The sequence below is a fragment of the Vibrio sp. D3 genome (assembly GCF_043995865.1).
Classification (GTDB): Bacteria; Pseudomonadota; Gammaproteobacteria; order Enterobacterales; family Vibrionaceae; genus Vibrio; species Vibrio diabolicus.
In genome coordinates this window covers 1,366,682-1,383,242 of sequence record NZ_CP171886.1, presented here as the reverse complement: position 1 = coordinate 1,383,242, position 16,561 = coordinate 1,366,682, and the positions used below count along the sequence as shown (strand labels likewise).

The 16,561-nt window shown below is 44.7% G+C and carries 22 protein-coding genes; 17 read left to right on the top strand and 5 right to left on the bottom strand.

Annotation, left to right across the window (positions count from 1 at the left end; all coding sequences use genetic code 11):
• The first annotated feature begins 11 nt into the window (after window positions 1-11).
• The 6 genes from fliQ (at window position 12) to lafA (ending at window position 6,252) form a co-directional block, all read left to right on the top strand.
• The gene (fliQ, locus tag ACHFJ9_RS06055) at window positions 12-281 is read left to right on the top strand and encodes a flagellar biosynthesis protein FliQ (protein ID WP_005375036.1); all 270 of its coding nucleotides are present in this window, start codon (window positions 12-14) and stop codon (window positions 279-281) included.
• The gene (gene fliR, locus ACHFJ9_RS06050) at window positions 281-1,057 is read left to right on the top strand and encodes a flagellar biosynthetic protein FliR (RefSeq protein ID WP_006741982.1); all 777 of its coding nucleotides are present in this window, start codon (window positions 281-283) and stop codon (window positions 1,055-1,057) included. The genes fliQ and fliR overlap by 1 nt, the downstream gene beginning before the upstream one ends.
• Window positions 1,054-2,181 (top strand): flagellar biosynthesis protein FlhB, encoded by a 1,128-nt coding sequence (gene flhB / locus ACHFJ9_RS06045; RefSeq protein ID WP_006741983.1) that lies wholly within the window; start codon window positions 1,054-1,056, stop codon window positions 2,179-2,181. Before fliR ends, flhB begins: the two co-directional genes overlap by 4 nt.
• Before the next feature lie 31 nt (window positions 2,182-2,212).
• Window positions 2,213-4,303 (top strand): flagellar biosynthesis protein FlhA, encoded by a 2,091-nt coding sequence (gene flhA, locus ACHFJ9_RS06040; RefSeq protein WP_395354237.1) that lies wholly within the window; start codon window positions 2,213-2,215, stop codon window positions 4,301-4,303.
• Between the two features lie 19 nt (window positions 4,304-4,322).
• On the top strand, window positions 4,323-5,093 hold the full coding sequence (locus tag ACHFJ9_RS06035; RefSeq protein WP_047009608.1) for an EAL domain-containing protein: 771 nt from the start codon (window positions 4,323-4,325) through the stop codon (window positions 5,091-5,093).
• 304 nt (window positions 5,094-5,397) lie between these two features.
• Window positions 5,398-6,252 (top strand): lateral flagellin LafA, encoded by an 855-nt coding sequence (gene lafA / locus ACHFJ9_RS06030; RefSeq protein WP_053807553.1) that lies wholly within the window; start codon window positions 5,398-5,400, stop codon window positions 6,250-6,252.
• 59 nt (window positions 6,253-6,311) lie between these two features.
• Here lafA and ACHFJ9_RS06025 read toward each other — a convergent pair whose 3' ends face one another.
• A complete protein-coding gene (locus tag ACHFJ9_RS06025; RefSeq protein WP_053807552.1) occupies window positions 6,312-6,599 on the bottom strand; it encodes a hypothetical protein in 288 nt (95 codons plus the stop codon).
• Between the two features lie 414 nt (window positions 6,600-7,013).
• On the opposite strand from ACHFJ9_RS06025, the gene fliD reads away from it, so the two are divergent.
• The 9 genes from fliD to ACHFJ9_RS05980 all read left to right on the top strand — a co-directional run bounded on the left by fliD (window position 7,014) and on the right by ACHFJ9_RS05980 (window position 13,621).
• Window positions 7,014-8,351, top strand: a complete 1,338-nt coding sequence (gene fliD, locus ACHFJ9_RS06020) for a flagellar filament capping protein FliD (protein ID WP_395354234.1) — start codon at window positions 7,014-7,016, stop codon at window positions 8,349-8,351.
• A 19-nt stretch (window positions 8,352-8,370) separates the two neighbouring features.
• Window positions 8,371-8,757: a flagellar export chaperone FliS gene (gene fliS, locus ACHFJ9_RS06015; protein WP_005375014.1), complete on the top strand. Its 387-nt coding sequence runs from the start codon at window positions 8,371-8,373 to the stop codon at window positions 8,755-8,757.
• Window positions 8,741-9,061 carry a hypothetical protein gene (locus ACHFJ9_RS06010; protein WP_005398525.1) on the top strand — a complete coding sequence of 107 codons (321 nt, stop codon included), beginning with the start codon at window positions 8,741-8,743 and terminating at the stop codon, window positions 9,059-9,061. Before fliS ends, ACHFJ9_RS06010 begins: the two co-directional genes overlap by 17 nt.
• Window positions 9,058-10,131: a flagellar hook-length control protein FliK gene (locus ACHFJ9_RS06005; protein ID WP_395354232.1), complete on the top strand. Its 1,074-nt coding sequence runs from the start codon at window positions 9,058-9,060 to the stop codon at window positions 10,129-10,131. The genes ACHFJ9_RS06010 and ACHFJ9_RS06005 overlap by 4 nt, the downstream gene beginning before the upstream one ends.
• A 22-nt stretch (window positions 10,132-10,153) precedes the next feature.
• Entirely contained in the window at window positions 10,154-10,654 is a 501-nt protein-coding gene (gene fliL / locus ACHFJ9_RS06000) for a flagellar basal body-associated protein FliL (protein ID WP_005398533.1), read from the top strand.
• 12 nt (window positions 10,655-10,666) lie between these two features.
• The gene (locus ACHFJ9_RS05995) at window positions 10,667-11,395 is read left to right on the top strand and encodes a FliA/WhiG family RNA polymerase sigma factor (RefSeq protein ID WP_005396579.1); all 729 of its coding nucleotides are present in this window, start codon (window positions 10,667-10,669) and stop codon (window positions 11,393-11,395) included.
• 10 nt (window positions 11,396-11,405) lie between these two features.
• Window positions 11,406-12,263 (top strand): flagellar motor stator protein MotA, encoded by an 858-nt coding sequence (gene motA / locus ACHFJ9_RS05990; protein WP_005396580.1) that lies wholly within the window; start codon window positions 11,406-11,408, stop codon window positions 12,261-12,263.
• Window positions 12,263-13,255, top strand: coding sequence for a flagellar motor protein MotB (locus ACHFJ9_RS05985; RefSeq protein WP_005396581.1), 993 nt, complete (start codon window positions 12,263-12,265; stop codon window positions 13,253-13,255). The genes motA and ACHFJ9_RS05985 overlap by 1 nt, the downstream gene beginning before the upstream one ends.
• 78 nt (window positions 13,256-13,333) lie before the next feature.
• Window positions 13,334-13,621 carry a hypothetical protein gene (locus tag ACHFJ9_RS05980; protein ID WP_031780567.1) on the top strand — a complete coding sequence of 96 codons (288 nt, stop codon included), beginning with the start codon at window positions 13,334-13,336 and terminating at the stop codon, window positions 13,619-13,621.
• On the opposite strand, the gene ACHFJ9_RS05975 is transcribed toward ACHFJ9_RS05980, so the two are convergent.
• From ACHFJ9_RS05975 to ACHFJ9_RS05960, 4 genes are all read right to left on the bottom strand, one after another.
• Entirely contained in the window at window positions 13,618-13,836 is a 219-nt protein-coding gene (locus ACHFJ9_RS05975; RefSeq protein WP_048625402.1) for a DUF6500 family protein, read from the bottom strand. The two genes, ACHFJ9_RS05980 and ACHFJ9_RS05975, sit on opposite strands and share 4 nt — an antisense overlap.
• 10 nt (window positions 13,837-13,846) lie before the next feature.
• On the bottom strand, window positions 13,847-14,224 hold the full coding sequence (locus ACHFJ9_RS05970; protein WP_005396583.1) for a PH domain-containing protein: 378 nt from the start codon (window positions 14,222-14,224) through the stop codon (window positions 13,847-13,849).
• 118 nt (window positions 14,225-14,342) lie between these two features.
• A complete protein-coding gene (locus ACHFJ9_RS05965) occupies window positions 14,343-14,558 on the bottom strand; it encodes a TIGR02450 family Trp-rich protein (RefSeq protein WP_047009614.1) in 216 nt (71 codons plus the stop codon).
• Between the two features lie 139 nt (window positions 14,559-14,697).
• A complete protein-coding gene (locus tag ACHFJ9_RS05960; protein WP_005462762.1) occupies window positions 14,698-15,171 on the bottom strand; it encodes an HPP family protein in 474 nt (157 codons plus the stop codon).
• A gap of 98 nt (window positions 15,172-15,269) precedes the next feature.
• Here ACHFJ9_RS05960 and ACHFJ9_RS05955 point away from each other — a divergent pair, with 98 nt between their 5' ends.
• Window positions 15,270-15,815 (top strand): TetR/AcrR family transcriptional regulator, encoded by a 546-nt coding sequence (locus ACHFJ9_RS05955; protein WP_301948351.1) that lies wholly within the window; start codon window positions 15,270-15,272, stop codon window positions 15,813-15,815.
• A gap of 104 nt (window positions 15,816-15,919) precedes the next feature.
• Window positions 15,920-16,357, top strand: coding sequence for a MerR family DNA-binding transcriptional regulator (locus ACHFJ9_RS05950; RefSeq protein WP_395209199.1), 438 nt, complete (start codon window positions 15,920-15,922; stop codon window positions 16,355-16,357).
• Window positions 16,358-16,561 lie beyond the last annotated feature (204 nt).

Genomic DNA, 16,561 nt, shown 5'->3' with positions numbered 1-16,561 from the left:
AGGAGCATGCTATGACCCCTGAACTAACCGTAACGTTATTTTCCGATGCAGTATGGCTGATCATTCTGATGGTTGCGGTACTGGTTGTTCCTGGCCTAATTGTCGGTTTGTGTATCGCCGTTTTCCAGGCCGCCACACAAATCAACGAGCAAACACTCAGCTTTTTACCACGTTTGCTCGTTACGCTATTGATGGTGATTTTTGCGGGTCATTGGATGCTCCGAAAAATCATGGAACTGTTTGATTTCTTATTCCACAACATACCGGGGATGATTGGCTAATGGCCATCACATTTGCAGAGCTCTCAGCGATACTCGGTCAACTCTGGTGGCCGTTTTTTCGTGTGGGAGCCGTATTTATTTCGATGCCCTTCTTTGGTGATGCAATCATTCCCGTTTGGATCCGTACCTTACTGGCACTTTCGATCGTCGTGATTACCGCACCATTGATGCCACCAATGCCACAAGTCGAATTATTCTCCATGACGTCTCTATTCCTTGCTTTTGAGCAAGCGATTTGGGGCGTGATGTTTGGGCTAATTTTGCACATGCTCTTTAACGTTTTCACCATGCTTGGTCAGGTCGTTTCTCTGCAAATGGGATTGGGTATGGCAATGATGAATGATCCTATCAACGGACTTTCTGTCGCCATTTTGGGCCGCATATTTCTTATATTTTCAACCTTGTTATTTCTCGCGCTAGAAGGACATTTGCTCGTTATTGATATCGTGATTCAAAGTTTTGTCGTGTGGCCGGTCGGTTCAGGAATCACATCGCTTTCTCTGCAAGGCGTTGTAAATATTTTCGGTTGGATGTTTGCCTCTGCTTTAGCACTAGCGTTACCTGCTATTGTTTCAATGCTCCTAGCCAACATCAGTTTTGGTGTGATGAATCGCGCCGCCCCCTCACTCAACGTGTATGCGTTAGGTTTTCCAATGACGATGCTTCTTGGCCTGTTCAGCGTATTAATATCAGTATCTGGTGTGCCGGGTCGCTACACCGCGCTTGTGCACGACACCATCAGACACTTGAGTAACTTTATGTTGGGGGGCGCATGAGCGATCAATCGTCTCAGGACAAAACTGAAAAAGCCTCGCCGCAGAAAGTAAAAAAAGCACGTCAGGAAGGACAAATTCCTCGTGCGAAAGAGTTTACTACTGCGGTGATATTTCTAGCGGTGGCGCTCTACTTTTACTCTCAGCTCAATAGCATTTGGGAAAGTATGTCAGGCATTTTTCGCTACAACATGATGCTGACGCGAGCCGACCTAGAAAACCCTAAACAGCTTGTAGAGCAATTGGGACAAAGTTTAGCGGTCATCATCGACATGTTATTACCGTTGTTTACCGTCATTATTATCGTGACCTGTGGTAGCAGCCTTGTACTAGGCGGTTGGATGTTCCGTCCGGCGAACGTGATGCCAAAGCTGAGCAAAATTAATCCTTTAAGTGGGATAAAGCGCATTTTTTCGACACGCTCAGTGGTTGAGCTCTTAAAGTCCACATTCAAAGTAGCCGTTATTTTCGGCATCTTATATGGCTATTTAGACAACCACTTACAGCCTCTGCTAGGTATGCAAAACTTACCTTTAAGCCAAGGCTTTTCCCTCGTGATGTCTATTCTCTTTGAAGGCTTATTGTTGATGGGGTTTGCGTTGTTGTTATTTGGTGTTGTAGACATTCCCTACCAACGTTGGGAGCACCTAAAAGAGCTGCGTATGACCAAACAAGAGCTGAAGGAGGAATTCAAGAACAACGAAGGCCGCCCTGAAGTAAAGCAGCGAATCCGTCAAATTCAACAGCAGTTTGCACGCCGTAAAATCGATAAGATGGTACCAACGGCTGACGTAATCATCACTAACCCAACTCACTACGCTGTCGCTCTGAAGTACGAACCTTCACTTTCTGATGCTCCATTTGTGGTTGCAAAAGGCGTAGACGAAACAGCCATGCACATTCAACGAATCGCCCGAGAAAACAAGGTGGAGATCATCAACTCACCACCGTTGACTCGTTCGATCTATCACACCACGGCGATTGAACAAGCAATCCCAAGCCAACTGTACATTGCCGTGGCACATATTCTTACTTACGTTTTGCAATTGAAAGCCTTCCGTAAAGGTGAAGGAAAAGAGCCAACTCCTTTGCCTCATTTTTCGATTCCAAAACATTTGCAGCACTGATTAACCCGCGTTTATCCAAGGACACGAAAGTATGCTTAACCGGTTAAAACAACTTCAAACATCAACCAAAGGCTACATTGGCATTCCAATTGTCTTGCTAATGATTTTGGCAATGGTGATTTTACCTTTGCCTCCCCTGCTATTGGATGCGTTGTTTACCTTCAATATCGTCTTAGCAATCCTAGTATTGCTGGTCAGCACTACCGCAAAGCGACCATTAGACTTCTCAGTTTTTCCAACGATTTTGTTAGTCGCGACATTATTACGTCTTACACTGAACGTCGCTTCCACACGAATCGTACTCCTAGAAGGACATAATGGGGGGGATGCGGCAGGTAAAGTCATCCAAGCGTTCGGTGAAGTCGTTATTGGCGGTAACTACGTCGTTGGTATGGTGGTGTTTGTTATCTTGATGATCATCAACTTCGTCGTTATTACCAAAGGTGGCGAACGTATCTCTGAGGTGTCAGCGCGCTTTACTTTGGATGCCTTACCGGGCAAACAGATGGCGATTGATGCCGACTTAAATGCCGGTCTTATCGATCAGGAAACCGCTCGATTGCGTCGTAAAGAAGTCGCTAACGAAGCCGATTTCCATGGCTCGATGGACGGTGCCTCAAAGTTTGTGCGAGGCGATGCTATCGCTGGTTTGCTGATTCTTTTTATCAACATCATTGGTGGTATCAGCATCGGCGTCTTTGAACATGGACTCGCAGCATCTGACGCCTTTAAAACCTACGCACTACTTACAATCGGTGATGGCTTAGTAGCTCAAATTCCGTCACTTCTATTGGCAACGGCTGCAGCGATTATCGTTACGCGAATTAATGATAGCGATAATGGCATGTCGGAAACCATGCAAAAACAATTGCTGGCGACCCCGGCGACACTGTTTACCGTCGCAGGCATCATGGCTGTGATAGGCATGGTACCAGGCATGCCACATTTGGCCTTTTTTGCTTTCGCGGGTGCTTTAGCTTTCGCGGGTTGGCGTCAAACGAAAAAGCCCGTGCAAGACTCCCAAATCGAGGAGGTCGAAGCACTTTCACAAGCCATGCAAGAGGACGATACACCACTTACGTGGGAAGATATTCCTCATGTTCAAACGTTGTCGCTTTCCCTGGGTTACCGTCTCGTTCACCTAGTCAACAAAGAACAAGGTGCACCTTTATCACAGCGTATTCGCGGTGTGCGCCGTAACCTATCTGAACAAGTCGGCTTTTTATTACCAGAGGTGCGTATTCGAGACAACCTAAGCCTTAAACCGAATCAGTATACAATTTCTCTCAATGGCGAAGTGATCGAACAAGGCTTTATCGAGCCAGAACGTTTGATGGCGATTGCAGTCGGAGAAACGTACGGTGAGGTAGATGGTATTTTGGGCAGTGATCCTGCCTACCAATTACCAGCAGTATGGATTGAACATCAAGACAAAGCGAAAGCGCTGAACATGGGTTATCAAGTGGTCGATGATGGCACGGTCATCGCGACTCATATTAGCAAGATAATGAAAACAAACCTTGCTGAGTTGTTTACGCACGACGATGTTGAAGCCATGACGCAACGTTTGACACAGCAAGCACCGAAGTTAGCCGAAGCCCTAGCCGCGGCACTTAACCCTGCGCAGCAACTCAAAGTATATCGCCAGTTGTTACTAGACCAAGTGCCACTAAAAGATATTCGTACGATTGCTAACACGATGCTGGAGTCCGCGGAAAACACTAAAGACCCAATTTTACTGGCATCTGATGTGCGTTGCGCACTAAAACGCACGCTCGTAAACCTGATCGCGGGACAGAAAAACGAATTAAATGTCTATGCTCTCTCTGATGAACTAGAACAAATGCTACTGAATTCGCTACAACAAGCACAATCTTCTGGTACAGTAATGTTAGACAGCTTCCCAATTGAGCCGAATATTCTTGGTCAGTTCCAACAAAACTTGCCACTGATAAGACAACAGCTCAAACAACAGGGATTACCTCCGATTCTTCTCGTTATGCCTCAGTTACGTCCACTTCTGGCTCGTTACGCACGCACATTTACGCAAGGACTGGCAGTATTGTCTTACAACGAAATTCCAGAAAACAAACAAATCAATGTGGTAGGAAACCTTGGTTAATCTTATTTCAACACATGCGATGTACGAACATTTGGTTGGTCTCGCAGTACAACATATCGTCACGGATGACGATCAATTAGTATTTGATGCTTTAAAGCACAATGACATTCAACACGCGTGCCAAGCCATTCGCGAGACTCAATCAGGAGAGGTAGAATTCCAACACCTGACGTTGAGATTTGGCACGCGTGGCGAACAAAGCGTCTATCAATTCGAACTCTCTGAACAAATGCAGTACTGCCTAGATTTGTTCAGCCTTTATCTCGCATTGCGACAAACACAGTTTCAGCTAGAAGCCTTTCACCCCGACTTAATCAGTAACGTCGTCGTGCCGATAAGAATTGACGCATTACTATGGGAACCAGGCATATACTTTCTCGAACAGATGATTCAGTTTCACTCTTGCGCTTTTCAACATGTGATTCCTTCTCTTCAAGCAGACAAAACGCTATGCGCCTATGATAAAGTCTCAGCGCTGATAGAGAAGTTAAGAGAAAACGCTTACTCACTTTGGTTTGAAGTCGCGACATCACAAGTGAACTTCGAGCGAGTCGCTGACTTTAGTCCCGATATGATCAAACTATCAGTCACGTTAGAGGATAAAGAAGAAAGACATGCTTTCCTACCGATTGCTAAGTTCTTAAGAAAGCACAAATACCCTTGGGTAGCCGGGCGGGTAGCGAGCCAAACAGAGCTAAACCGCTATCGCTTGTTAGGGGCCAATTATTACTTTGGTTATTTCAGTGACATCCCGACCTCCCTCTCTTTTCAATCTTTTGGTGAGGAATGACAGAATCCTAACTATTAATCTTTATAAAACAGCGCGAATTATTCGCGCTGTTTTTTTATTTATAACGAAGAACGACAATATTGATAGATGACTGCTTCCCAGATTAAGTCAGGCTTATTCAGGTTATTTGATGTTATATCTGTATTTTCATGGAATACAAGTCACTAAAAATCATCAATTTTGATCTTTTTTAGGAATTTTTTAATTTTCAAATTAATCATTAAAGCTGACCGACCGCCTCTAGTTAGTGACTAGGGAATATCCCGAGGCCTGAAAGATATAGTGACTAACTAAGGAGACTAAGATGGCTTTATCAATGCACACTAACTACGCATCGCTTGTAACTCAAAACACTCTGAACAACACAAGCGGTCTTCTAAACACCGCAATGGAACGTCTAAGCACAGGCTACCGTGTAAACTCAGCTGCAGATGACGCTGCTGGTCTTCAAATTGCTAACCGTCTAGAAGCACAAACGCGTGGTATGTCAGTAGCAATGCGTAACGCTCAAGACGGCATCTCTATGATGCAAACAGCTGAAGGCGCAATGGATGAGATGACTAACATCACATACCGTATGAACGACCTAGCAACACAGTCTTTGAACGGTTCAAACAGCGATAAAGACCGCGCGGCAATGGACGCAGAATTTAAACAGCTGACAGCTGAACTAAAGAACATCGTGGACAACACCTCTTTTGGTGGCCAAAAACTACTAGCAACTGGTGGTGGTTTTGAAGCTGGTGCAGTTACCTTCCAAATCGGTGCTTCTTCTGCTGAAACTCTAGATGTTGACGCATCTGCAAGCATCCAGAAAGTTGCAGCGACTCTTGCTGACGCAGCAATCACAGACGGTATCGGTGATACAACTAAAGCGAAAGCAGCTCTTGATAAAATCAGTGGCGCAGCTGGTCTAGTGGAAGATATCGGTGCTACTCGTGCTCAGTTTGGTGCGAACATCAACCGTCTTGAGCACACTATGACTAACCTGGGTAACATGGTTGAGAATACTTCTGCTGCTAAAGGCCGTATCATGGACGCAGATTTCGCTGTAGAATCTTCAAACATGACTAAGAACCAAATGCTAATGCAAGCTGGTACGACAGTTCTGTCTCAAACTAACCAGCTACCTGGTATGGCAATGTCTCTACTTCGTTAATAACGAACTAGAAATAAAATATACCAAAATAAAAAGCCTCCCTATAGGAGGCTTTTTTATCACCTGCGAATATAAATATAGCTTTTATTCCCACGTTGCTCTTCCGGTACTCTAAAACCTATTTTCCGCATTATATTATGAAGCACTTTATTAAATAGCTCCAACTCAACTGTCTCGCTTCCCTGTCCTTGCTGATATGTTTTCAACTCAGGGAACTTGGATATCGCTTCTTGTAGGATACTTGCTAGTTCATCTGAATTAATATTTTGTTTGCTCAGTAACTTAGCACTAATAAACGTTTCGTAAGATCGAGCACATTTCATCAGTCGCAAAACAAATTCATTCATTTCTGCCGTTCTTATCTAAGTGTTAAACTAACGTTGGAAAAATATCTTCAAACACCAAATACATACCAAGTTAAAGATACCAAAAAGCGACATCCCACTATGTAGGAATAGTCCCAATAAAATAGCAGGAAGAACCTAAAATACCGCACTATTGATAGTTTACTTAAACTCCCTCCCCCCTAAAGTGGATTAAATAATTTAGTTTTTTAGTCGCCTTGTCTTATAAGGAAACACTAGATGTTTTCTAGAGGAAGGCGGAACACACTAGGTGGAAAATCTACTTCCTCTCAAATCCAGATAACATCGTAAGCTTATGTTTTAAAAGCTCATTTCAATTGGGCACGTATCTTGCGATAAGACATATATTCCAGGCATAGAGTTACGCCAATTACCGATGAGAGAGGGAATAAGCTCGTGAGTTCATTAGATCCAATATCCATGGCAACTAAGTTGGCTACGTACGACGTTCAACCATTTAAACAGCGCTATCAGCTACAAGCCGATAAATACCAATCTCAGTTATCTGCCTTGGGCAAAGTTGAAAGTGCAATGCGTGAGTTCCGAACTGCTCTCAAAGAGATGAACAGCAGTACTAGCAGCATCATTAAAAACTCAACAAGCATTTCTCAAGAAGGTTACTTTACAGCTAATGCTGACGCAAAAGCGCTATCCGGTAGCTACCAGATTTTCGTTGAACAAGTTGCAACATCACATCAAGTCTCTACAGGCATGCCTGCAGACCTTGACGCCACTACAGAGGTTCCGACTTCAGGAACTCTCGAATTCACCATCAACGGTGAAACGATGACACTTGATCTATCAACAGTCGATACCGACGGTGATGGTACAGCAACAATAAGTGACTTAGCGACTGCAATTAATAACGACAGCGATAACCCAGGTGTAAATGCAACCTTAGTACGCTCAAACGGCCAGACTCACTTTATGCTTTCAAGCACTGAAACAGGTGTTGCTAACCAAATCAACGTATCAGCGTCTGGTACTGGCCAAGCCTGGTTTGAAGATGCATTCACAAACCTCAATCAGATAAGTGCTCCACAGGATGCTGTGATTTGGTTAGGAGCAGAAGGAACTGGGCTAAAACTAACAAACTCAAGCAATACGTTTGAAGGTGTTATCGATAGCGTAGATATTACCGTTACCAAAGCTCAAACCTCAGGAGAAACCGCTATTGGTTTGGGTATCGGAGCTGACGACGAAGCAACAAAAGAGCAGCTCAATAAGTTCGTAGAAGCCTACAACACATTGATATCTGCGATTGATGAGCACACGCAAATCGGCGGCGAAGATAAAAAGCGAGGCGCTCTGGCAAGCGACCCAACTATGCGTTCGATTGAAAGCCAGTTAACCAGCCTGGTTCGAGGTGAGCACGGCGGCATGCGCTTGAGCGAAATCGGTGTGACATTGGACCGCAATGGCAAAATGAAAGTGGACCAAGAAAAGTTTGCCGAGGCACAAAAAAACAACGGTGCGGGCTTGGAAGCGATGTTCAATGGCGACGGCGCTTTACTCGACTCTATTGATGCTATGGTCGAACCATTCCTCAAATTCTCTTCTGGAGCGTTCAAATCTCGTAAAGAATCGCTACAAGCAAACATTGATCGCATCTCAGATAAACAAACTACTTTAGAGCGTAAATACGACATGTCGTACAAGCGTTACCTAAAACAGTTCACTCAAATGAATACATTAATGACCCAAATGAACCAAACCATGTCAATGTTTGGCTAAGGCTTTAGGAGAATATCTCATGCTTATGGACTCTGGCTATGACTCGTACCAACAAGTCGATCTCGACGCGCAAGCGGCAGCAGCAAACCCACACCAATTAGTCATTATGTTGATCGATGGCTTACTTGATGAAGTTGAACGTATTCGTGGCCATTTGGCTGCGAATCGCTTGGCTGAGAAAGGTAACGGAATCAACAAATGCATGAACATCTTGATTGGGCTCACAAGCGCTCTAGATGATGAGAATGGTGGCGAAATTGCTGAAAACTTACGCCAGCTGTATGACTTCTGCCAAGTTGAGCTTTATTACGCCAGCGTGCAGAACGATGCGAATCGCTTGGTTAATGTCGAGCGTGTAATGGGTAACATTCGTGAAGGTTGGATGAATTTTGGACAACAAGCATAAAGTGTCGCCAGAGCGATTTCGTCATTTATCTCAGCTCATCCAATTCGCTACAAAAACAGCAGATTGGCATGCGCTTAAGCGCTATGACTTGCAGTTGCGAGAGCTATTGATCAGTCACAAACCTTTTTTGAAGGATCCTAAGCTTGCACCTGAAATTCAACGCGCCAAAACCGTTCATGCAGATGCATTCGCTAGATTAGAAAAGTCGAAGAACGAGTTAGAAAAAGAGATGAATATGGTCAATGACCATCAAGAGCGCGCTATGGCCTATCAATTAGCGATGACCATGGAGCTAACTCAATGATCGTATCTCCTTCAACTCAAATATCCGGCAATTCATCATCTGGCCATGAAGGCAACATAAAACAAGCAAGAGCTGTACACGGTTTTTCTCATAACCCTATGTCTGAGCATAGCCAGTATGACGGCCAAGGTTTCGCCTCAGCTTCAACCGTGCCGAGTTTTCATCTTACCGCTCCAGCTTTGGACAGCGAAGAAAAAGCGCATGCTCGTGGTTTGGATACTGACGAACACTCTGCTTCTGAAGCAGATGCTCACCTGACAAGTACACTGGGTTCAAAAGAATCACCTGATCTTGCTATGCAAGCTCAGGCTCTAACCCAGAGTATGCTCACTATGGCAGAAAAGCAGTCGGGTCAGTTCGGAAAAACTCCGCCTTTATCGGTAGCTAACGATGTTAAGTCTACAATACAAGACTCCAATAACGCCTTGCTAAACACCTCTCCAAAGCAACAAGAGGTGCAACAAAGCCAACCGATGTCATCGAACTCGCGTCTATCAATCTCCAATGCCGACTTTCAGACCCTATTGAGTCAACCAGCTCAAGGGCAACCAACGGCCTCACCACTCCAAGGACAAACACCAACGCCACAAGCCCCGAACACCGGCATTACCACGAGTCATATTCAAACTCAAGGCTCTGAATGGGCGGCTGTGCGCGTTGACACCAGTGCTGGGAAATGGGGAGAGCAAATGATGCAAGTTCTGCATGACCGTGTGACTCTTCAAGCGCAACAAAATGTACAAGAAGCCAAAATCCGCCTCGACCCACCGGATTTAGGTAAGCTGGATTTACTTGTACGCGTTGAAGGCGACCGACTAAGCGTGCACATCAATGCCAATGCAGCCGCAACACGAGAAGCTTTAATGCAAGTGTCTGAGCGTCTACGCACAGAACTGCAAGAGCAGAACTTCGTCCATGTCGATGTCAACGTGGGCTCTGATCAAAGCCAGAGTCGCAATGACCAACATACAAATGAAGAAGACGCCACTATTTTCGCAGCACGAGAATCTGGTGCATTCCAAACTACAACAACAAACTATTCAGAACACTGGCTGAACACTCAAGCCTAGTTAATCCTCGAGGAAAAAGGTTATGACCAAACAACAAATGATCGCCCTGTTTATCGCCATGATCATCACCAGCGCCCTCGTTTCGGCCGCCACGATTATGGGCGGAATCTGGTACTTAAACAAACACGCTCAAGAGTCACCTGACTCTGGTTCCTTGATCGATGATTCTCCATTGTCATTTTTAGTCACAGAAGAACCGACAAGCAAAGGTCCTAGCTTCCATCCTTTAGACAAAGTCGTTTTAACCGTAAAAGGTAAAAAGCAGACTCACTTTGTCATGCTAGAACTAGCGATTGAAACACGCCGTCCTGAGCGCATCAAAGACATTGATGAATACATGCCAATGGTACAAAACTCATTATTAAAATTGTTTAGCGACAAAACATTTGATGAGTTACAGCAAGCGGGTGCCATCGATATTCTGCAAAACGAAGTAAAACAAACGCTTTTACTGGCTTTTGCTAAGACAGACATCGTTCGCGAAATCGACGATGTTTTGTTGACTAAATATGTTGTGCAATAACGGAGCACAACCATGTTAGACATGAATATACAAGACACCTATACCACAGAAGAGGAAGTGACGACGCCATCACGCCCAATTGACGAAAATGCACTGCTGCAACGTCATCAAGTTATGGTGAAACGCGTCGTTAACCAGCTACGTGTTCATGCCACTTCTCACTGTAGTATTGAAGATATGCAGCAAATTGGCCTTATCGCTCTAGTTGAAGCTGGACGCCGATACGGCGATGTTGACGATCCTCATTTCCCTGCCTTTGCCGTGTGTCGCGTTCGAGGTGCAATTTTAGACGAATTGCGCCGGCTAGATTGGCGCTCACGTAAAACTCGCCAACAGGCTCACGAACTCAACGACGTGACTCGAGATCTCACACGCTCTTTAGGTCGGATGCCTACGGATGCAGAAATCATCCAAGCCTTGGGGACGAATGAGCAGGACTATTACAACCGCCAAAATGCCGCCCTTGCGGGAGAGATGCAAAGCCTTGACCAACTGATGGAAAGCAGTGGTGATAGCTATATTGGCGGGCAATATGATGGCATGGAACATGAGCATATTCGTCGCAGTTTAGATAGCGCTTTAGGCAAATTGCCGAAGCGTGATCAATTGCTGCTTACTCTGTTCTATCAACATGAACTCAACTTACACGAAATAGCTCTGGTATTGGATCTGACACCACCTCGTATATGTCAGCTTCACAAACAAGCGCTGAAACAACTCAACCAATTAATGTCCTCTTAGGAGTCACAAGATGCAAAAGTTTTTTGGAGTCCTCACTATCCTGGTGTGCGTCTTCGGTGGATACATGTGGGCCGGCGGTAACTTAGGCGCTATCTGGCAACCAGCCGAATTCCTTATCATCATTGGCGCTGCTGCTGGTTCTTTGATCATCGGTAACCCACCTCACGTACTGAAAGAAATGCGTCGCCAAGTGCCTGCGACCATTAAAGGCCCGACAGAAGAGCATGAGTACTACATGGAATTAATGGCGCTACTCAATAACTTGCTCGAGACAGCGCGCAACCGTGGTTATAAGTTTCTCGACTCTCACATTGAGTCGCCAGAACAGAGCTCTATGTTTCTCGCTTACCCGACGATTGCTGAGGATCATCGCCTAATTTCTTTCATTACTGATAATTTACGTTTAATGGCAATGGGACAAATGTCGCCTCATGAATTAGAGGGACTGCTAGAGCAAGAAATTGAAGCTATCCAAAACGAAATGCTTTTGCCTTCACGCTCACTACAGCGTACAGCAGAAGCACTACCTGGCTTCGGTATTCTTGCAGCAGTTGGTGGCATCATTATCACCATGCAGGCCATTGATGGCTCAATCGCTATGATTGGTTATCACGTTGCAGCAGCTCTCGTAGGTACATTCATTGGTATTTTCGGTTGTTACTGTGGTTTAGACCCACTAAGTAACGCCATGGCTCAGCGAGTAAAACGTAATATGACTGCTTTTGAATGCGTACGCGCAACCTTGGTTGCCTACGTAGCGAAGAAGCCGACATTGCTCGCCATTGACGCTGGTCGTAAACATATTCAGCTAGACATCAAACCAACATTCAACCAAATGGAGAAGTGGTTAGCTGAACAGGAGGGATAATGCAAAAACAAGAGCATGTAGTGTTCAAACGTGCCAAAGCACACAGCCATGATGAACCTCATGGCGGCGCGTGGAAAGTCGCGTTTGCTGACTTCATGATCGCCCTAATGGCGCTGTTTCTTGTGCTTTGGGTTATGCAGGTGGTAGACAAAGAAGAGCGTAAAGCAATTGTCGCCCACTTACATAGCTCAAGCGTATTCGACAAGAGTTACGGTAATCCATTTGATACTTCACAAAGTATCTCTCCTATTGACTTGGCACAGGACTCTTCTGTGCCAAGTAAACACAATTCCAACCACGTGGTAAGCTCATACTTTCGAGGTGACGGCGATGGGCCAGAAATCGACTCGTTGATTCCTGGTAACTTCGATACTCAGGAGCAACTTGCAGCGCTGGCGAAAGTCATTGAACGAATGACCGCTCAGATTAACGCACAAGGAAATGTCAACGTCACCGTGACCCCACAAGGCCTACGTATCGTCCTTCAAGATGATTACAAACAGCATATGTTCAGTCGTGGTGGCGCAGAGCTGACCCCTTTCTTCGAAGACTTATTACTTGCACTTGCGCCTGTATTTCAGCGTGTGAACAACCCACTGATCATCAGCGGACATACGGATGCGATTCCATTTAAAAAACGCTTTGGTCGTCAATCAAACTGGGCGTTATCTGCATCTCGAGCTGATGTCGCAAGAAATACGCTGGTTGAAGGTGGCATGCCGGATGATCGCGTCATGCAGGTCACAGGCATGTCGGATAGAGCACTGCTTAACCCTGATGAACCAGATTCAAGCGAAAACCGCCGTATCGAGCTGTTCGTTTTAACGACGCCAGCAGCCAAAGTACTCGAAACTCTTTTTGGTAACCACCAAGAAAGTGAACTGCAAAAAGCGAAAGATAAAGCCGAATTTAACCAACCAGTCATTCGACAAGAAGTCATCAATTACTCGGGTGATACGGCCACCAACGAAGTAAATATTCAAGAATTATAACCTCAAAAGGTCACCTCGCCTGATGGTGACCTTTCTAACTGAAACCTCTGTTACTGTGACTTTTTAGTTGAGTTCTATATGCACATAACACCTTCCGAAAACAAAAAACGCGATCTGTTGAAGAAAGCCTTTTTATGGTTAATTGTCTTCGACTACCTTTTATTGGCGTTTTTCTTAACTCAGCTGTCCAGTTTAACGCTTAACAGTGGGACCATGATTAGTATGCTGCTCGTCGTCTACAACGTCTTACTCGTTTCTCTGTGTTTTCAAAGAACCAATAAACAGGATTCTTATATTATCTACCCTGTTTTATCCGCGACGTTGTTGGCATTTGTCTGCTTTCTTTATTTCTTTTTTTTAATTTAGATACCTGACTCCACCATTGACTTTATTTTTACTGCTTTTTCGAAGTGGTCGAGCCGATGGGTCTGAATCCACCACGTAGCCGCCTCCATCAACTGTTCTGGATCATCATTTTTGTTGGCGAAAAACGCATAAAATGAGAGCCCAACCTGCTCACCTTTGCTTGCGATCTTTTTGTCACAGACCTCTATTATTTTGTCTCTCAGTGAAGCTCTCATTTCTATTCCCTTACGCTAGTACATACTCACTAACCATACGGTTGAAAGAAATCAGATCAAACGAACCTTTAATTTCAAAACGTACTCTTCCCACCTCACTCATGAAGAACTCAATTTCACAATCTAAGTCAAAGGTACCAGACGTCTCGATAGAAAATGCATTGATCTTGCTATAAGGCAGCGACGTGTAATCCACTTTTGAGCCCGTAATCCCTTGCACATTCGCCGCAATCACTCGCTTGTTGGTAAACACCACTTGGTCGCGAACCGTTTTAAAGCCCGCAAATACCGACTCGCCATCAATAAGAAACTTGTGAAAATCTTCCCTAACTTTTGATACCTCAATGGGTTTAAGCTTAAACACTGATGAATTGTCGAAATCGATCATAGTCATTCCTTTTTAGTTGATAGCGAACAAACTCAACGTAGCAGATACACAGACCGTTGCCTATCAGTTAAGTATCATCTTTCGATTTCAAACCCAGGAAAAAATTCAACAAAGTGCGTTACTTCCACCCTTGCCGCCATAGCTCTGGGTCTTTCAGATCTTGCCAGTTCATCTCTTGCTCACGTTTACTCATAACGGCTTCAATAACACATTTCACAACATTGCCTTCTTCATCCAGCTCCATTTCTGTTACGACAAAGTGCTTCTCTTTATTTTTAGGTGACGTCGCCGTCCATTTGCTGTGCAATAGCTTCTTGGGATGAATTTTATTCATAGTGGTATACCAATTTAACTAACACCTTTATGTATACGACTGAATACCAAGAGAGAATCAGATTTTATTTTTAAGCATCCACGCAAAGAAAAAGCCGCAAAAGAGGTCATCCCCTAATGCGGCCTTACTTGCAACCCTATTAGGTCTTTTGACCGTTCAAACGAGGGTTTAAGTACTGACTCTGTAGCAACTGCAACGCCTTACCAACCAGCACAATCACCACCGCGCCGATCAGTACTGGCGTGAACAGAAAGCTCCACCCCTGCCCAGATGCCATGATCAAGATAGGATTTGCGCCCGCAGGTGGATGCGTTGTCTTCGTAATCAGCATCGCTGACACACCTAACCCAGTCGCAATCGCAAGGGTGATTGGCGTGATCTCAACGTATTGGCTAAACGCAATACCGATAGATGCCGTAATGAAGTGACCAATGATCACATTTTTTGGTTGAGCTAGAGGGCTGCTAGGCACCCCAAACACCAACACCGCAGTAGCACCAAATGGCGCCATGAGAAGTACAACCTCAGTAAGAGATACCTCGGCGTAAGACAACACACCAATAGCCAATGTCGCACCAAGCCCCGCGACCAAAGATAAAATTAAATTATTCATAAACACCTCAAAGTAGACCGAATTGTCTACAAATTAAAATAGACAAATCTGTCTACCTTTGTCAATATGTGTTTGTAGAACTTTTTGAGGACGTAGTTATGAACAAAAAGAAACAGTTATTGATCGATACCGCGTTGTCGCTGTTTTACAAACAGGGCATCAACTCCATTGGCATCAATGAAGTCCTTAAAGTATCTGGCGTGGCTAAACGCACGCTGTACAGCCATTTTGAAAGCAAAGAAGCGCTCATCCTCGCCGCACTAGAACAACGCCACCAAATCTTCATGGCGTGGCTAGAGGAGAAACTATCACCAGCACAATCGAGCACAGACGTGATCGACCAGTTGTTTACCGCGCTTAACGGCTGGTTTCATGGTTCTGAGGAAAAGTTGGGCGAGTTTCGCGGCTGTTTCTTCATCAACACGTCCGCCGAATTCAGTGACGACAGCAGCGAGCTCGCAACGTATTGCCGCCACCATAAACAACAGGTTCGAGAGCTAATTCAACGCTATCTCAAATCAGACAACACATCATTACTCGATGCCATTTGCATCATGAAAGAAGGTGCCATTACCACCGCTTACATGACAAAAGAGTACGACGACGTCACAAAGAAATGCGTGGAAATTTTGCGCAAACTGTAACCGCAACTGTAAGAAAGCAAGAAACGAAACGACCAAGCACCAAACTGGCGAGAATGTTCAGAAATGGTAAGGTTATTTTATCAACCTAATGAGACACGCTTGATATGAAAATTGGCGAACTGGCGCAAAAAACTGGCCTTGCTCCCTCGCGTATTCGATTTTACGAGCGCATCGGGCTGCTAAAAACCGTGACCCGTAAAGCCAACGGGTACCGCGAGTATCCGCAAGAAGCACTAATGATTCTGGACATAATCACAACGGGTCAGCAAGCTGGCTTCAGTTTGGATGAACTAAGTGCGTTACTGCCATCCGACCTTTCTAACTGGGATCATCATCAGTTATTGACAACCTTGCAGCAAAAAGTCCAAGAGCTCGACGAGCTTGAGCGAAAAATTGCCCAGAGTAAAAGCAAGTTAAAAGAAGTACTTAAAGAGATTGAGGCTAAGCCAGATGATATGGACTGTGCAATGAATGCAAAACGCGTCATGTCTCAGCTTGGACAAACGATTCTGACCAAAGAAAACCCCTCAAATAAAAAGTAAAGCCATCACTAAATCAAAGCAATGTTAACAAGCGAAACTTTACTCTTGATGTTGGGTTAGAGATTCGCCAATTTCCCTATCTGCCACTAAATTGAGTCTGTCAAAACCATTCGCCCTTAGCTCAGGTGTGCCATCTCCTTGTTTCTATACTCAATAAAAAATCAATCCAATTTATCTTCAAAATGCGGGTTGACCTTAAACCTA

Bases quoted from the DNA above. Each gene is read 5' to 3' on its own strand.
- lafA (WP_053807553.1), top strand. From the start codon at position 5,398: ATGGCTTTATCAATGCACACTAACTACGCATCGCTTGTAACTCAAAAC.
- fliQ (WP_005375036.1), top strand. From the start codon at position 12: ATGACCCCTGAACTAACCGTAACGTTATTTTCCGATGCAGTATGGCTG.
- ACHFJ9_RS05955 (WP_301948351.1), top strand. From the start codon at position 15,270: ATGAACAAAAAGAAACAGTTATTGATCGATACCGCGTTGTCGCTGTTT.
- ACHFJ9_RS05980 (WP_031780567.1), top strand. From the start codon at position 13,334: ATGCACATAACACCTTCCGAAAACAAAAAACGCGATCTGTTGAAGAAA.
- fliR (WP_006741982.1), top strand. From the start codon at position 281: ATGGCCATCACATTTGCAGAGCTCTCAGCGATACTCGGTCAACTCTGG.
- ACHFJ9_RS06025 (WP_053807552.1), bottom strand. From the start codon at position 6,599: ATGAATGAATTTGTTTTGCGACTGATGAAATGTGCTCGATCTTACGAA.
- motA (WP_005396580.1), top strand. From the start codon at position 11,406: ATGCAAAAGTTTTTTGGAGTCCTCACTATCCTGGTGTGCGTCTTCGGT.
- ACHFJ9_RS05960 (WP_005462762.1), bottom strand. From the start codon at position 15,171: ATGAATAATTTAATTTTATCTTTGGTCGCGGGGCTTGGTGCGACATTG.
- fliL (WP_005398533.1), top strand. From the start codon at position 10,154: ATGACCAAACAACAAATGATCGCCCTGTTTATCGCCATGATCATCACC.
- ACHFJ9_RS05970 (WP_005396583.1), bottom strand. From the start codon at position 14,224: ATGATCGATTTCGACAATTCATCAGTGTTTAAGCTTAAACCCATTGAG.
- ACHFJ9_RS06035 (WP_047009608.1), top strand. From the start codon at position 4,323: ATGTACGAACATTTGGTTGGTCTCGCAGTACAACATATCGTCACGGAT.
- flhB (WP_006741983.1), top strand. From the start codon at position 1,054: ATGAGCGATCAATCGTCTCAGGACAAAACTGAAAAAGCCTCGCCGCAG.
- ACHFJ9_RS05985 (WP_005396581.1), top strand. From the start codon at position 12,263: ATGCAAAAACAAGAGCATGTAGTGTTCAAACGTGCCAAAGCACACAGC.
- flhA (WP_395354237.1), top strand. From the start codon at position 2,213: ATGCTTAACCGGTTAAAACAACTTCAAACATCAACCAAAGGCTACATT.
- ACHFJ9_RS05950 (WP_395209199.1), top strand. From the start codon at position 15,920: ATGAAAATTGGCGAACTGGCGCAAAAAACTGGCCTTGCTCCCTCGCGT.
- ACHFJ9_RS05995 (WP_005396579.1), top strand. From the start codon at position 10,667: ATGTTAGACATGAATATACAAGACACCTATACCACAGAAGAGGAAGTG.
- ACHFJ9_RS05965 (WP_047009614.1), bottom strand. From the start codon at position 14,558: ATGAATAAAATTCATCCCAAGAAGCTATTGCACAGCAAATGGACGGCG.
- ACHFJ9_RS05975 (WP_048625402.1), bottom strand. From the start codon at position 13,836: ATGAGAGCTTCACTGAGAGACAAAATAATAGAGGTCTGTGACAAAAAG.
- fliS (WP_005375014.1), top strand. From the start codon at position 8,371: ATGCTTATGGACTCTGGCTATGACTCGTACCAACAAGTCGATCTCGAC.
- ACHFJ9_RS06005 (WP_395354232.1), top strand. From the start codon at position 9,058: ATGATCGTATCTCCTTCAACTCAAATATCCGGCAATTCATCATCTGGC.